General features: G+C 63.2%; 14 protein-coding genes. 6 read left to right on the forward strand and 8 right to left on the reverse strand.

Annotated features, from left to right (window positions below; translation table 11 throughout):
* Positions 1-195: 195 nt before the first annotated feature.
* A complete protein-coding gene (locus tag ACODSK_RS13310; RefSeq protein ID WP_489016611.1) occupies positions 196-942 on the forward strand; it encodes a phosphatase PAP2 family protein in 747 nt (248 codons plus the stop codon).
* A gap of 104 nt (positions 943-1,046) precedes the next feature.
* Here ACODSK_RS13310 and groL read toward each other — a convergent pair whose 3' ends face one another.
* From groL to ACODSK_RS13335, 5 genes are all read right to left on the reverse strand, one after another.
* Positions 1,047-2,696 carry a chaperonin GroEL gene (gene groL, locus ACODSK_RS13315; protein ID WP_489016612.1) on the reverse strand — a complete coding sequence of 550 codons (1,650 nt, stop codon included), beginning with the start codon at positions 2,694-2,696 and terminating at the stop codon, positions 1,047-1,049.
* 47 nt (positions 2,697-2,743) lie between these two features.
* Positions 2,744-3,037, reverse strand: a complete 294-nt coding sequence (locus tag ACODSK_RS13320; protein WP_489016614.1) for a co-chaperone GroES — start codon at positions 3,035-3,037, stop codon at positions 2,744-2,746.
* A 258-nt stretch (positions 3,038-3,295) separates the two neighbouring features.
* Positions 3,296-3,766: an FxsA family protein gene (locus ACODSK_RS13325; protein WP_489016616.1), complete on the reverse strand. Its 471-nt coding sequence runs from the start codon at positions 3,764-3,766 to the stop codon at positions 3,296-3,298.
* A gap of 63 nt (positions 3,767-3,829) precedes the next feature.
* Complete coding sequence (locus tag ACODSK_RS13330) at positions 3,830-4,561, reverse strand: HugZ family pyridoxamine 5'-phosphate oxidase (RefSeq protein ID WP_489016617.1); 732 nt, start codon at positions 4,559-4,561, stop codon at positions 3,830-3,832.
* Positions 4,562-4,662: 101 nt separating this feature from the next.
* Positions 4,663-5,670, reverse strand: coding sequence for a DUF481 domain-containing protein (locus tag ACODSK_RS13335; protein ID WP_489016619.1), 1,008 nt, complete (start codon positions 5,668-5,670; stop codon positions 4,663-4,665).
* A gap of 144 nt (positions 5,671-5,814) precedes the next feature.
* On the opposite strand from ACODSK_RS13335, the gene ACODSK_RS13340 reads away from it, so the two are divergent.
* Both ACODSK_RS13340 and ACODSK_RS13345 read left to right on the forward strand, forming a co-directional pair.
* Positions 5,815-6,168 (forward strand): MGMT family protein, encoded by a 354-nt coding sequence (locus ACODSK_RS13340; RefSeq protein ID WP_489016620.1) that lies wholly within the window; start codon positions 5,815-5,817, stop codon positions 6,166-6,168.
* Positions 6,169-6,211: 43 nt separating this feature from the next.
* The gene (locus ACODSK_RS13345; RefSeq protein WP_489016622.1) at positions 6,212-7,783 is read left to right on the forward strand and encodes an AmpG family muropeptide MFS transporter; all 1,572 of its coding nucleotides are present in this window, start codon (positions 6,212-6,214) and stop codon (positions 7,781-7,783) included.
* Here the strand turns inward: ACODSK_RS13345 and ACODSK_RS13350 are convergent, their stop codons facing one another.
* From ACODSK_RS13350 to ACODSK_RS13360, 3 genes are all read right to left on the reverse strand, one after another.
* Complete coding sequence (locus ACODSK_RS13350) at positions 7,784-9,007, reverse strand: MFS transporter (RefSeq protein WP_489016624.1); 1,224 nt, start codon at positions 9,005-9,007, stop codon at positions 7,784-7,786.
* A 203-nt stretch (positions 9,008-9,210) separates the two neighbouring features.
* Positions 9,211-10,056, reverse strand: coding sequence for a mechanosensitive ion channel family protein (locus ACODSK_RS13355; protein WP_489016626.1), 846 nt, complete (start codon positions 10,054-10,056; stop codon positions 9,211-9,213).
* Between the two features lie 115 nt (positions 10,057-10,171).
* Positions 10,172-10,657 (reverse strand): YajQ family cyclic di-GMP-binding protein, encoded by a 486-nt coding sequence (locus tag ACODSK_RS13360; protein WP_489016628.1) that lies wholly within the window; start codon positions 10,655-10,657, stop codon positions 10,172-10,174.
* A 118-nt stretch (positions 10,658-10,775) separates the two neighbouring features.
* Here ACODSK_RS13360 and ACODSK_RS13365 point away from each other — a divergent pair, with 118 nt between their 5' ends.
* The 3 genes from ACODSK_RS13365 to ACODSK_RS13375 are packed head-to-tail and all read left to right on the forward strand — an operon-like array spanning position 10,776 to position 14,334.
* A complete protein-coding gene (locus tag ACODSK_RS13365) occupies positions 10,776-11,693 on the forward strand; it encodes a putative 2-dehydropantoate 2-reductase (protein WP_489016629.1) in 918 nt (305 codons plus the stop codon).
* A gap of 46 nt (positions 11,694-11,739) precedes the next feature.
* Positions 11,740-13,770 carry an ATP-binding protein gene (locus tag ACODSK_RS13370; protein ID WP_489016631.1) on the forward strand — a complete coding sequence of 677 codons (2,031 nt, stop codon included), beginning with the start codon at positions 11,740-11,742 and terminating at the stop codon, positions 13,768-13,770.
* 3 nt (positions 13,771-13,773) lie between these two features.
* Positions 13,774-14,334 carry a cob(I)yrinic acid a,c-diamide adenosyltransferase gene (locus tag ACODSK_RS13375; RefSeq protein ID WP_489016633.1) on the forward strand — a complete coding sequence of 187 codons (561 nt, stop codon included), beginning with the start codon at positions 13,774-13,776 and terminating at the stop codon, positions 14,332-14,334.
* The last annotated feature ends 68 nt before the right edge of the window (positions 14,335-14,402 follow it).

Raw genomic sequence — 14,402 nt, forward strand, 5'->3', positions numbered from 1 at the left:
CCCTCTCGTGTACGTCTGCCCGGGTCTGGCTGAACCCATGGCCTTGTGGTGGCGCAGCTTACGGTCATAGTAGACAACCCGCTAGGCCATTCGACCGATATTGTCACCTGACGTTTTTTTCACGACTGATTCACGAACACCCCATGCGGCAAGGTGGAAAATCGCCGGTTGTCTCAGTCCCGTCAGGATCGCCCCATGCCCGCAACCGCCGATCTGCGCCCTTCGCGCCCGCTCAATCCCTGGATTGTCCTGGGTATTCCCCTGTTAACCGCCGTGGTCCTGATTCTCCTGGAACTGACCGACCTGGACATGATCCTGGCCAACCAGCTCTTCGATCACAGCACCGGCCAGTTCATCGGTCGCCACAGCTACTTCCTGGAAGACATCCTGCATGACCGGGCCAAGCAGGTGGTGATCGGCTTCAGCGTCCTGGCCATCCTCGGCTTCCTTGCCAGCATGGTCGTGCAACGGCTGAAGCCGATTCGCCGCGAACTGGGTTGCCTGGTCCTGGCGATGGGCCTGTCCACCGGCTTCGTCACCCCGCTCAAGGCCGTGACTGCGGTGCAGTGTCCGTGGAGCCTGAGCGAATTCGGGGGCCAGGAAACCTACAGCAAGCTGCTGGAAGCACGGCCGGATACCGACAAGCCTGGCCGTTGCTGGCCAGGGGGACATGCGGCCACCGGTTTTACCCTGTTTGCCCTGTTCTTCGTGCTGCGTGATCGCCGCCCGCGCCTGGCCAGGGCCGCCCTGCTCTTCGCCTTCACCCTGGGCACGGTGTTCTCCATCGGGCGCATGCTGCAAGGTGCGCACTTCTTCTCGCACAACGTCTGGACGGCGGTGTTCTGCTGGTTGATCGGGCTGGGTTGTTATTACCTGGTGCTGTATCGCCGGCAGGCGCCGGTTGAAAGTGCTGCTGCCAGCAAGGTGGCGCAGGCGGGATAGTTTTCAAGCGATGCGAAAGTTGTGAGTCCGCGTCAAGCTTTCTTGCAGGCAAAAAAAAGCCCCGCATCTAGCGGGGCTCTTTTTTGCAGCAGGGTGAGGCTGGCTTACATCATGCCGCCCATGCCACCCATACCGCCCATGCCACCCATGTCTGGCATGCCGCCAGCTGCCTTGTCTTCAGGCAGGTCGGCAACCATGGCTTCGGTGGTGATCATCAGACCGCCGATCGAGGCCGCGGCTTGCAGAGCCGAACGGGTTACCTTGGCTGGGTCCAGGATGCCCATTTCGATCATGTCGCCGTACTCGCCGGTAGCAGCGTTGTAACCGAAGTTGCCCGAACCTTGCTTGACCTTGTCGACCACCACGCTTGGCTCGTCGCCGGCGTTGGCAACGATCTGGCGCAGTGGCGCTTCAACAGCGCGGCGCAGCAGAGCGATACCGACGTTCTGGTCTTCGTTGTCGCCACGCAGGTCAGCGATCGCTTGCAGCGAGCGAACCAGGGCAACACCACCGCCAGGTACCACGCCTTCTTCGACGGCTGCACGGGTAGCGTGCAGGGCGTCTTCAACGCGGGCTTTCTTCTCTTTCATTTCAACTTCGGTGCCGGCACCGACCTTGATCACGGCAACACCGCCAGCCAGCTTGGCCAGACGCTCTTGCAGTTTTTCACGGTCGTAGTCGGAAGAAGTCTCTTCGATCTGGGCACGGATCTGCTTGACGCGAGATTCGATGTCGGCTTCTGCACCAGCACCGTCGATGATGGTGGTGTTTTCCTTGGACAGGGTTACGCGCTTGGCGTTGCCCAGGTGCTCCAGGGTAGCGGATTCCAGGCTCAGGCCGATTTCTTCGGAGATCACGGTACCGCCGGTCAGGACGGCGATGTCCTGCAGCATGGCCTTGCGGCGGTCGCCGAAGCCAGGTGCCTTGACCGCAGCGACCTTGACGATGCCGCGCATGTTGTTGACCACCAGGGTGGCCAGCGCTTCGCCTTCGACGTCTTCAGCCACGATCAGCAGCGGACGGCCGGACTTGGCAACGGCTTCCAGGACTGGCAGCAGTTCGCGGATGTTGGAGATCTTCTTGTCGACCAGCAGCAGCAGCGGGCCTTCCAGCTCGGCAACCATGGTGTCCGGCTTGTTGACGAAGTAAGGGGACAGGTAGCCACGGTCGAACTGCATGCCTTCCACGACGGACAGTTCGTTTTCCAGGCCCGAGCCTTCTTCGACGGTGATCACGCCTTCTTTACCGACTTTTTCCATGGCTTCGGCAATGATGTCGCCGATGGAGTTGTCGGAGTTGGCGGAGATGGTGCCTACCTGAGCGATGGCCTTGGAGTCGGCGCATGGCTTGGACAGGGCTTTCAGTTCCTTGACGATGGCCAGGGTGGCCTTGTCGATGCCGCGCTTCAGGTCCATCGGGTTCATGCCGGCGGCAACCGATTTCAGACCTTCGCTGACGATGGCCTGGGCCAGTACGGTAGCGGTGGTGGTACCGTCACCGGCTTCGTCGTTGGCCTTGGAGGCAACGTCTTTCAGCAGCTGGGCGCCCATGTTTTCGAAGGCGTCTTTCAGCTCGATTTCCTTGGCGACGGAAACGCCGTCCTTGGTGATGGTCGGAGCGCCGAAGCTCTTGGCCAGGACCACGTTGCGGCCTTTCGGGCCCAGGGTCGCTTTTACCGCGTCAGCCAGTACGTTGACACCAACGAGCATTTTCTTGCGGGCGGAATCGCCGAATTTTACGTCTTTAGCAGCCATGATCGTTTAATCCTTGAATACTTTGGAGTAACGGGAAACCAGCGGAATCAAGCTTCGACAACGGCGAGGATTTCGTTCTCGCTCATTACCAGCAGGTCTTCGCCGTCAACTTTCACAGTGTTGCTGCCCGAGTAAGGGCCGAAAACCACTTTGTCACCCACTTTCACGGCCAGCGCGCGCACTTCACCGTTGTCCAGGATGCGACCGGTGCCGACGGCGACGACTTCGCCACGGTTTGGCTTCTCGGTGGCCGAGCCTGGCAGAACGATACCGCCAGCGGTTTTCGATTCTTCTTCGCTGCGGCGGATAACGACGCGGTCATGCAGAGGACGAAGCTTCATTGTCGATCTCTCCTGATTGTGGTTTTCATCGGCCGGTATCGGTACCGGCGGGTGGATGCTTCCGGCGTTGCCGGTCGGGGTTCGCGTGGGCGAACCACCTTTGTCTTTGCCTGGTGCGGATGCCCAGAAACCTTGCGGTGACCCATACATAGGGGCACGTGGAAGGATTACAAGGCTCGCAAATGATTTTTTTTGCAATGAAAGGCCGGGAATGAAAAACGGCCCCTGCGGGGGCCGTGTTCATTAGCGGTGCAACGATCAGGAGTCGCGGTGCTCGTACTCGCCTTCGATCACGTTCGGCTGCCGTGGATTGCGCCCTTGAGCGCCCGGCTGGCCATTATTGAACTCATCGGCGAACGCCCGCTGGCGCATGGCCTGGGCTTCCGCGCGCTGGCGCAGCTTGCGGCCGAGCAGACGGCGGACGAACGGCAGCAGCAGAACCAGGCCGAACACGTCGCTGATAAAGCCCGGGATCAGCAGCAGACCGCCGCCCAGCGCCAGCATCAGGCCGTGGAACATGTCCTCGGCGGGCATTTCGCCACGCTGCAGGCTGTCACGGGTACGCAGCGCGGTGGCCAGGCCGGCCACCCGCACCACCAGCAGGCCCAGGGCCGAGCCGGCGAAGATCAGCAGCAGCGCGGCAAAGAAGCCGATGGAACTGCTCACCTTGAAAAAGACGTACAACTCAAGGATCGGGAAAACGAGAAACAACAGTAGAAAGGCACGCATCGAGGTTTCCTCAGCGGAAGACATCTTCCAATAGACCCCAGATGGTAACTTTAGCTCTCGATTTCAAGCCTCGGCAGCCTGCGCCTCTGGCCATTTGTCGGCGTGGGCCAGCAAAACCAGGGCTTCGCGAACTTGTGTCGGCGTGTTGCAAGGCTCGGGGAAGGCCAGCCAGTACAGTGCCTGACCGATACGCAGGTGCATGCCCTCGCTGTCGATTCCGGCCAGTTGCGCCGGCACCGAGCTCGGCAAACCGCTGAGCTCGACGTAGTGGGCGATGGCCTTGGCGTGGTCGCTGTTCATGTGCTCGACCATGCTCAGCTCGGCCTTGCCGGCGAAAGGATTGGCCAGGGTCAGCTGGTCGATCCAGTGGATCGCGCCAAAGCCGCCGATATAGCGGTGGCGCACCGGCTGCAGCACCCAGAAGTCGAAATCATGGGCGCTGTGGTAATTGCGCGACTCGGGGAAGTAACGGTAGTAACGCTCGGCGGCGGCTTCGATGGCCTCTGCCTGCTCCAGCTTGCGCGCCTCGGCCAGCACGGTCAGGCGGCCTACCGCCTGGACGTCCTCGGCACCCCGCTCACCCACCAGCAGCGAGCATTTCGGGTCCTTCTGCAGGTTGTGGGTGTGCTGGGCGATGCGGCTGATCAGGATCAGCGGATTGCCATCGGCATCCAGGCAGTACGGCACCACGGAGCCGAACGGAAAGCCGGGCATCGACTTGGAATGGGTCGAGAGCACCCCGCGGTACTCTTTCAACAGCAATTCTCGGGCTGGCCTGGCGACGTTGGCGCTCACGTGTGCACTCCTGGAAAAACGGACCGCCCGGCACGGGCGGCGATAGCGACAAGCTAATCATTATCGTTGCCGATGCCAAGGGGCCGTTTCCCCCTGCCGCGTTACCAGGTCACGCCGAAACCGGCGGTGTAGCGGGTCTTTTCCAGGTCGCTGTCGTCAGTACCGCTGATGATGTCCCTCTCCGCCTTGAGGTTCAGCGAGGCCCACTCGGTGACCTTGTAGCGCAGGCCCACTTCGGCATCCAGGCTGTAGTCGGCGACACCACCCAGCGGCTTGCCGACTTCACCATTGGTGAACAGCTCGACGCTCTTGCCGATCAGGAAGCGGTTGTAGTTCCACTTCATGCCGATGGAATAGAAGTTGTCCTTGCCGCCGTCGGCATATTCGTAGTCGGTGCGGTTGAGCAACGAGCCGAGGGAGAAGGCGCCCAGCTCGTCATCCCAGAACTGGTAGCCCGGGCCGGTACCGACGGTACGCTGGCGCGCCAGGTCTTCGATATGGTCGCGCTTGTATTCGAGGCGCCCCTGCCAGAACCACTTCTCGGTGATGAAGCGGTCGAGGGCGTACTCGGCGCTCCAGTTGTTGGTGGTGGTGACATCGTCCTTGCTGTCGCGGTTGTATTCGCCCTCGGCGTTATGCCGCCAGCGACCGTGACGGGCGGTGGTCTTGAAGTCGACGTCGTAGTCGTCGGTGTTGCTCTCGGCGCGCTTGTAGTCCAGGGCCAGGTCGACGTTGCCTTTCCAGATCAGGTCCTCGACCATCGGCTTGGGTTTCATGATCTGCTGGATGCTGGCCAGCTCGACGGTCTTCGGCGCCTCGCCATTGGCCAGGGTCACCTTGCCGGCGTCCGCCGCAGTGAGGGACTTGGCCCGCTCGCCGCTGTATTCGTCCTGCTTGACCAGCAGTTCCTGGTCGCTTTCCAGGGTCTTGACCTGCTTCCAGTCGAGGGCGATCGAACCGCCGTAGGGGGTCTCCAGCAGCAGCTTGCCGCCATCGAACACCTTGATCTTGCCGCTCAGGCGGTCACCGTTCTTCATCCATACGGTATCGGCGAGAGCCGGCGCGCAAGCGCCGACCAATGCAAGGCACAACAGGGTTCTAGAATACATAGGCAATACTGGAATTCAGGTTCGCGAAAAAAGTCGGGCATTATCCGGATGCCCGAGACCAGAGCAAGGAAAGACCCGATCAATGCCAATGAGTTCAATTACCAGGTATTTCCCCGCATGCCCCAGCCCGGCGGAAACACGCGTATGAGTGTGGCTCCCGACATGACCCAGGAAAACAACGAGAGCCGACGAACGGCGCTCTACCTGGTGCTGGACCAGATCCCGCCGGGCAAGGTAGTCAGCTACGGCGAACTGGCCCAGATGGCCGGGCTGGGCCGCGCTGCGCGCTGGGTCGGACGCACGCTGAGCCAGTTGCCCGCCGATACCCGCCTGCCCTGGCACCGGGTGCTGGGCGCTGGCGGCCGGCTCAGTCTTCAGCCGGGAACGCCATCGGGCGAGGAACAAAGGGCGCGCCTGCGCGCCGAAGGGGTCGGCCTGCGCAATAATCGCGTCGATATGTCGCGCCATGGCTGGCGCCCAATGGATCACAACAGTTAGAGTGCGCGCTTTGTGTTCGTAATCTTGAGGCAGATGTTGGCCCATGCCCCGTAAAACCTGGCGCGCTGCGCTCGCTGCCTATGCCAGCCCGTCGACCGTGGTGCTCCTGCTGCTCGGCTTCGCCGCCGGCCTGCCTTACATGTTGGTGTTCTCGACGCTTTCGGTCTGGTTGCGCGAGGCCGGGGTGGCCCGCGAGACCATCGGCTATGCGAGCCTGATCGGCCTGGCCTACGCCTTCAAGTGGGTCTGGTCGCCGCTGCTCGACCAATGGCGCCTGCCACTGCTCGGCAAGCTCGGGCGGCGGCGCTCCTGGCTGGTGCTGTCGCAGATCCTGGTAGTGATCGGCCTGATCGGCATGGGCTTCTGCGACCCGCAGAAGCATCTGTCCTGGCTGATCGCCCTGGCGGTGCTGGTGGCCTTCGCCTCCGCTACCCAGGACATCGCCGTCGACGCCTACCGCCTGGAAATCGCCGACGATCAGCGCCAGGCCGCCCTCGCCGCCAGCTACATGGCCGGCTACCGGGTCGCCGCCCTGCTCGCCACTGCTGGCGCGCTGTTCTTCGCCGAATGGTTCGGCTCCACCGGTTTCAGCTACATGCACAAGGCCTGGACCGGCACCTACGTGCTGTTCGGCGTGATGATGCTGCCCGCGGTGATCACCACCCTGCTGATGCGCGAACCGCCGGTATCGCTGCGTACCCAGTTGCAGGCCGCCCGCTATGGCTTCACCCATCAGCTGATGTCGGTATTCGTGCTGATCGTGCTGCTGGTCTCGGTCCCGGCGATGTTCACCCAGTTGTACAACACCGATTTCGCCAGCGTGCTGTTCGAAGGTGTCAGCCTGCTCGACCTGCTCCTGGAAGACCGCGCCTTCCTGCGCGCCATCCTCTACACCACCCTGACCTGCCTGTGCCTGTCGTCCATGGGCCGCCGCGGCCTGGCGCCGGTGCTGACCCCGGTCAACGACTTCATCCACCGCTACCGCTGGCAGGCACTGCTGCTGCTTGGCCTGATCGCCACCTACCGCATGTCGGATACGGTGATGGGCGTGATGGCCAACGTGTTCTACATCGACCAGGGCTTCACCAAGGACCAGATCGCCAGCGTCAGCAAGATCTTCGGCCTGATCATGACCCTGCTCGGTGCCGGCGTCGGCGGCCTGCTGATCGTGCGCTTCGGCATCCTGCCGATCCTGTTCATCGGCGGTGCTGCCTCGGCCGCCACCAACATCCTGTTCCTGATGCTCGCCGACATGGGCCCGAACGTGGAAATGCTGGTGGTGACCATCTCCCTCGACAACTTCAGTTCGGGCCTGGCCACCTCGGCCTTCGTCGCCTACCTGTCGAGCCTGACCAACCTGAAGTTCTCCGCCACCCAGTACGCCCTGCTCAGTTCGATCATGCTCCTGCTGCCACGCCTGATCGGCGGTTACTCGGGTGTGCTGGTGGAGAAGTTCGGCTATCACGACTTCTTCCTGATCACCGCCCTGCTCGGGGTGCCGACCCTGATCCTGATCGCCCTGCACTGGCACCAGGAGATCCGCCGCGGCAAGGAGCCGGAGCAACAGGCAGAACAGCCGACCAGCGCCCCCGTCAGCGAACAGCAGCAGCCCTGATCAAGGCTGCTGCTTCAACACTCCCCGCAGCGGCCACAGCGCCAGCACACCCGCCACCGCCGAGGCCAGGGCAAAGGCCAGCAGGCTGGCGCCGGCGCCGAACATCGCCATCACCACGCCACCCAGACCCAGCAGGGCGATGGTGATCATCCCCAGCATGGCCGAAACCAGCCCCTTGCTCTGTTCGCTGCTGAACAGGGTCATGCGGTACAGCACGGCGTTGCCGATGCCCAGGCCCAGCGCATAGATCGACAGGCCGACCACCAGGCTCGGCACGCTCGGATGGATCCAGGTCGCCAGCAACGCCGCCGCCAGCCCGATCAGGAACGGCCAGAGGGCACCACGCACCAGAGACGTCAGCGGATAGCGATCGGCGATGCGGTTGATGATCAGATTGCCGAGGATCAGCCCGCCGAACACCGGCAACTGCCACAGGGCGTATTCCATCTTGCTCAGGCCCTCGTCAGTGATCAGCAGCACCGGCGACAGGCCGATCCAGCCGATCAGCGGCAGGCCGATCAGGCCCAGGGCGGCACTGCCGGCGACGAAGCGGCGATTGCCGAGCAACTGCGCATAGCCGGACAGCAACGGCAGCAGATGAATCGGCTGGAACGCCAGGCGTGAACCATCACGCCGTTCGACACCCAGGGTCTCCGGCATGAAGCGATACAAGGCAAACCAGGTCAGCACGGCGCTGATGCCGAACAGCACGAACAGCCAGCGCCAGGACACCCACTCCAGCAGCAGCGTGCCTACCAACGGCCCGAGCAGTGGCGAGAGCAGCGCGATATTGGCCAGCAGCGCCATCATCCGCACCGCGTCGGCCTCGCTGAACGCCTCGTTCAATGCCGGGTAGCTGACCGTGACCACAAAGCCCAGGCCGATGCCCTGCAACAGGCGCAGCAGGTTGAAGACTTCGATGCCATCGGCCCAGTAGGTGAGCAGGCACATCACGCAGAAAAATGCGCAGCCGCCGAGCAGCAGTGGTCGCCGGCCATAGCGGTCGGCCAGCGGACCGATCAGCCATTGCAGTACCACCCCACCCAGCAGGTAGAGATTCAAGGCATGGGGAATGTACTCGGGGCTGGCCTGCAGGTCGGTCACTACCTGCGGCATGGCCGGCATGACCACGTCACTGACGAGGTAGGTAAGCAATTCGAACAGGGCCAGGGTCAGGGCGAAGCACAGGGCCCTGAACGGCGTGATATTGAGCAGCGGAGTCATGATTCGGTCGGCAGTTGCAAAAGAGACCGGCTTGTATGCCAGAAAAGCCTGTCGGACCGATAGTGTGGAGAGGTGAAGAAGTGTAATGCCTTGCGGGCCTCATCGCCGGCAACGCCGGCTCCCACAGGGTCCGCGTACACCGACGAACCCTGTGGGAGCTGGCATTGCCAGCGATGAGGCCATCAGCAACAACACAAGGCTGCTTACTGGGCCGCAGTCTCCTGCACCACTCGAATCACCCGTTGCGGAAAGGGAATGTCGATCCCCTCGCTTTTCAGGCGGTCACGGGCATGCTCGTTGAGCATGAACATCACATCCCAGTAGTCCGCGGTATTCACCCAGATACGCAGTGAAACCGTGATCGCACTGTCGCCCAGGGTCGCGACCACCGCCTGCGGCGCCGGGTCCTTGTGCACCCGTGGGTCGTTGTTGGCCAGGTCGAGCAGGACGTTGCGCGCCTTCTGCAGGTCGGCTTCGTAGTCGACGCCGACGTCGAACACCACCTTGCGGGTCGGCTGGCGGTTGTAGTTGGTGATGATGCCGTTGGACAGATTGCCGTTGGGCACGATCACCGTCTTGTTGTCACCGGTGCGCAGCACGGTGTGGAAGATCTGGATGCTGTCCACGGTGCCGCTGACACCCTGGGCCTCGATCCAGTCGCCCAGGCGGAACGGGCGGAACAGCAGGATCAGCACGCCACCGGCGAAGTTCGCCAGGCTGCCCTGCAAGGCCAGGCCGATGGCCAGGCCGGCGGCACCGATGGCGGCGACGAAGGAAGTGGTTTCCACGCCGATCATCGACGCCACGCTGACGAACAGCAGGATCTTGAGGACGATGTTGGCGAGCGTGCTGATGAAGCCTTGCAGTGCCTTGTCGGAATTGCGGATCGCCACCAGGCGCCCGAGTTTGTTGGTCACCTTGTTGATCACCCACCAACCCACGGCCAGGGTGATCAGCGCCAGTGCCAGGCGGCTGCCGTATTCCATGATCAATGGAATCCAGGTCTGCGAAGTCCTGACCAGTTGATCGACCTCGGCGTTCAAATCCATCGTTGTGTTCTCCTCGCCGTGCGGCAAAAAACTGTGAAAAAGGTGCCGCAAACGATTCAGCGGCCCCAGCAACCTCGGACGCCATCAAAACGCCAAGGTTCCGGAGCCGGGACCATCAATCGCGGAAATTGTTGAACTGCAGGGGCATGCCGAACTCCTTGGCACGCAGGGCGGCGATGCATTCCTGCAGGTCGTCGCGCTTCTTGCCGGTAACGCGGATCTGCTCGCCCTGGATGGCGGCCTGGACCTTGAGCTTGGCGTCCTTGATATGGGAAACGATCTTCTTCGCCAGCTCTTTATCGATGCCTTCCTTGAACACCGCTTCCTGCTTCATTTCCTTGCCGGAAGCGTAGGCGTCCTTCAGTTCCAGGCACTGGACATCGATCTTGCGCTTGACCAGGGCCAGACGCAGGATCTCGACCATGGCCTCCAGCTGGAATTCGGCTTCGGCAGTGAGCACGACGGTCTGGTCCTTTTCCTTGAACTCGAAGCTGCCCTTGCCCTTCAGGTCGTAGCGGCGGTCCAGCTCCTTGATGGCGTTTTCCACGGCGTTGGTGACTTCGTGCTTGTCCAGTTCCGATACCACGTCGAACGACGGCATACCTTGCTCTCCAAAAAATAAAAGGTGCGCTGGCGCCCCTTGCAGTGGGGAGCGCGATGGAGCGCACCGGGTTTGACGGTTAAAATGCGGGCTCATTATAAACGCTTGGGAAACGCTGATGAGCAGCACCTGGCATATTCTCGGCGCCGGTAGCCTCGGCAGCCTCTGGGCCTGCCGCCTGGCCCGGGCTGGCAGGCCGGTTCGCCTGATCCTGCGCAGCCCGCAACGCCTGCAATCCTACGCAGCGACGGGCGGCCTGACCCTGGTCGAGCAAGGCCGACCGACGACCTTCGACATTCCCGCCGAAACCCTCGATGCCGACACGCCGATCCGCCGCCTGCTGGTGGCCTGCAAGGCCTATGACGCGGAAAAGGCCGTGGCCAGCATCGCCGGGCGCCTCAGTCCGGACGCCGAAGTGATCCTGTTGCAGAACGGCCTGGGCAGCCAGGACGAGGTCGCCGCCCGCGTGCCACAGGCCCGCTGCATCTTCGCCTCCAGCACCGAAGGCGCCTTCCGCGAGGACGACTGGCGGGTGAATTTCGCCGGCCACGGCTTCAACTGGCTGGGTGATCCGGCCAATCCCCTGGCCCCGACCTGGCTCGACGACCTCACCCAGGCCGGCATTGCCCATGAATGGACCCCGGATATCCTCACCCGTCTGTGGCGCAAGCTGGCACTGAATTGCGCGATCAATCCGCTGACCGTGCTCTACGACTGCCGCAACGGCGGGTTGGCCGAACACCGTTGCGAAGTCGCCACCTTGTGCGCCGAGCTGGCCGAACTGCTGCAGCGCTGCGGCCAGCCCCAGGCCGCCGAAGCACTGGAAAGCGAAGTGCAACGGGTGATCCAGGCCACCGCGGCGAACTACTCTTCGATGTACCAGGATGTGCGCAACGGCCGTCGCACCGAGATCCACTACCTGCTCGGCCACGCCTGCCGCAGCGCGACCCGTCACGGCCAAGCGCTGCCGCATCTGGAACGGCTCTATCGACGCCTGGTCGAATACCTCGACGGCCACGGATTGCCCAGCGACTGAGGGCAGCGTTACCCTGCCCCTTCACCCACAGGACCACGCCTTCACCATGCCCTTGCGCGAACGCCTGGAAAACCTGCCGGTCGGCCAGAAACTGCTGGCCGCCCTGCTGGTGCTGCTGATCACCATCCTGCTGGTGGCCAACCTGACCTTTATCAGCGCCGCCTACTGGATCTCCCAGGAGGCCATGGCGCCCCAAGCCCTGCAGACCATCGGTCGGCTGGTGTCGAGCCCGCAACTGGCGCAGCAGGCGACCGACTCGCCGGAAGCCGCCAATCGCCTGCTCGACGAGCTGGACACCTACACCCCGCTGCGCGCCGCGGCGCTCTATGGCTCCGACGGCAAGCTGCTGGCGCAGTTGCAGCACGGTGAGCCGATCGCCCTGCCCAAGCGCTTTCGCAATATCGAAGGCTGGCGCCTGACCGAATTCCGCAGTACCCAACTGGTGCGCCTGTCCCGCCCCGGCAGCCCGCCCGGGCATCTGCTGCTGGTCGCCAGCAGCGAACTGCCCACCGCCTTCTACACCGGTACCCTGACTGCGAGCCTGGGCATCCTGGTGTTCAGCGTGCTGTTGTGGATGATCATCGCCCGGCAGATCAAGCGCCTGATCACCCAGCCGATCTACCAGCTCGAACAGCTGTCGCGCCAGGTGACCCGGGAAGAGAACTACGCCCTGCGCGCCAGCCCCGGCAACCACGACGAGATCGGCAGCCTGGCCGAGGCCTTCAATACCATGCTGTCGCGTATCGAGGCCCGGGAGCAGCAGCTCAAGCGCGCCCGCGACGAGTTCCAGCAGGCCTACGACCAGGCCCAGGGACTGGCCGAGGAAACCCGCCACACCAACCGCAAGCTGGAACTGGAAGTGCAGGTGCGCGGCAAGATCGAGCGCAAGCTCACCGGCTTCCAGAACTACCTCAACAGCATCATCGACTCGATGCCCTCGGCGCTGATCGCCCTCGACGAACAACTCTACGTGACCCAGTGGAACCAGGAGGCCAGCAGCCTTTCCGGGACGCCGCTGGACGAAGCGCTGAACCAGCCGATCTTCCTTGCCTTCGAACCGCTCAAGCCGTTTCTGCCGCAGCTCAAGGAAAGCGTCGAGAAGCACCGGGTGGCCAAGATCGAACGGGTCACCTGGACCCGCGACGACGACCCCCGCCACTACGCCCTGACCTTCTACCCGCTGATGGGCGGCGGCGGCCGTGGCGTGGTGATCCGCATCGATGACATCACCCAGCGCCTGTCGCTGGAGGAAATGATGGTGCAGTCGGAGAAGATGCTCTCGGTGGGCGGTCTGGCGGCGGGCATGGCCCACGAGATCAACAACCCGCTGGGGGCGATCCTGCACAACGTGCAGAACATCCGCCGGCGCCTGTCGCCGGACCTGCCGAAGAACCTGGAAGCCGCGAGCGAAACCGGCATCGACCTGGGCACGGTCAACCACTATCTGGAGGAGCGCCAGGTTCCGCAGTTGCTCGATGGCATCCAGCAGGCCGGGGCGCGGGCGGCGAAGATCGTCACCCACATGCTCAGCTTCAGCCGTCGCAGCAACCGGCAGATGGCGCCCTGCGACCTGCCCGCACTGATCGACCAGGCGGTGGAGATCGCCGGCAACGACTTCGACCTGGCCATCGGTTTCGACTTCAAGGGCCAGGCCATCGTCCGCCAGTTCGACCCGCAGCTCGGCCCGGTCCCAGGCACCGCCAACGAACTGGAGCAGGTGCTGCTCAACCTGCTGAAGAACGCCGCCCAGGCCATCCACCTGCGCGAGGACGACCGCGAGCCCGGACGCATTACCCTGCGCACCCGGCTCAATCCGCCCTGGGCGGAAATCCAGGTCGAGGACAACGGTATCGGCATGCCCGAGGCCGTGCGCAAACGCACCTTCGAGCCGTTCTTCACCACCAAGGAAATTGGCCAGGGCACCGGCCTTGGCCTGTCCGTGTCGTACTTCATCATCACCAACAACCACAAGGGCCAGATGGAAGTGCAGTCGAGTCCGGGCCAGGGCACCTGCTTCACCCTGCGCCTGCCGCTGGTTGCCACACCCCTGCCCGCCTCACGCAAACTGGAGTCATAAGCCATGGGCTTTCGCCTGTCGAAGATCTACACCCGCACCGGCGACAAGGGTGAAACCGGCCTTGGCGATGGTCGCCGGGTACCGAAGGACCATCCCCGCGTCGAAGCGATTGGCGAGGTGGATACGCTGAATAGCCAGCTGGGACTGCTGCTTGCCGGGCTGGCGGCAGAAGGTCTGGATGAGCTGAGCGAGGTGCTGGCGCCCTGTCAGCATCGCCTGTTCGACCTCGGTGGCGAGCTGGCGATGCCCAGCTACCAGGCGCTGGATGCGCCGGAGGTGGAGCGGCTGGAGGCGGCGATCGACCGCTGGAACGAGGAACTGGGGCCACTGGAGAATTTCATTCTGCCGGGCGGGTCGACGCTAGTGGCACAGGCTCATGTGTGTCGCAGCCTGGCGCGCAGTGCAGAACGGCGTTGTCAGCAGTTGAACGCGGTGGAGCCGCTGGAGGGGGTTGGGTTGGCGTATATCAACAGGCTTTCGGATCTATTGTTCGTAGCCGCACGCCTGATCGCCCGCCGCCAGGGCATCGGCGAAATCCTCTGGCAGGCCGCCGCCAAACCTTGAAGCATAACGCGGCCCCTGTGGGAGCTGGCTTGCCAGCGATTGCAATGGTGAATTCACCAAAGTCATCG

It is taken from the genome of Pseudomonas sp. FG98 (genome assembly GCF_057808595.1).

Coding starts and splice junctions, on each gene's coding strand:
- ACODSK_RS13310 (WP_489016611.1), top strand. CDS start 196: ATGCCCGCAACCGCCGATCTGCGCCCTTCGCGCCCGCTCAATCCCTGG.
- groL (WP_489016612.1), bottom strand. CDS start 2,696: ATGGCTGCTAAAGACGTAAAATTCGGCGATTCCGCCCGCAAGAAAATG.
- ACODSK_RS13320 (WP_489016614.1), bottom strand. CDS start 3,037: ATGAAGCTTCGTCCTCTGCATGACCGCGTCGTTATCCGCCGCAGCGAA.
- ACODSK_RS13325 (WP_489016616.1), bottom strand. CDS start 3,766: ATGCGTGCCTTTCTACTGTTGTTTCTCGTTTTCCCGATCCTTGAGTTG.
- ACODSK_RS13335 (WP_489016619.1), bottom strand. CDS start 5,670: ATGTATTCTAGAACCCTGTTGTGCCTTGCATTGGTCGGCGCTTGCGCG.
- ACODSK_RS13340 (WP_489016620.1), top strand. CDS start 5,815: ATGAGTGTGGCTCCCGACATGACCCAGGAAAACAACGAGAGCCGACGA.
- ACODSK_RS13345 (WP_489016622.1), top strand. CDS start 6,212: ATGCCCCGTAAAACCTGGCGCGCTGCGCTCGCTGCCTATGCCAGCCCG.
- ACODSK_RS13350 (WP_489016624.1), bottom strand. CDS start 9,007: ATGACTCCGCTGCTCAATATCACGCCGTTCAGGGCCCTGTGCTTCGCC.
- ACODSK_RS13355 (WP_489016626.1), bottom strand. CDS start 10,056: ATGGATTTGAACGCCGAGGTCGATCAACTGGTCAGGACTTCGCAGACC.
- ACODSK_RS13360 (WP_489016628.1), bottom strand. CDS start 10,657: ATGCCGTCGTTCGACGTGGTATCGGAACTGGACAAGCACGAAGTCACC.
- ACODSK_RS13365 (WP_489016629.1), top strand. CDS start 10,776: ATGAGCAGCACCTGGCATATTCTCGGCGCCGGTAGCCTCGGCAGCCTC.
- ACODSK_RS13370 (WP_489016631.1), top strand. CDS start 11,740: ATGCCCTTGCGCGAACGCCTGGAAAACCTGCCGGTCGGCCAGAAACTG.
- ACODSK_RS13375 (WP_489016633.1), top strand. CDS start 13,774: ATGGGCTTTCGCCTGTCGAAGATCTACACCCGCACCGGCGACAAGGGT.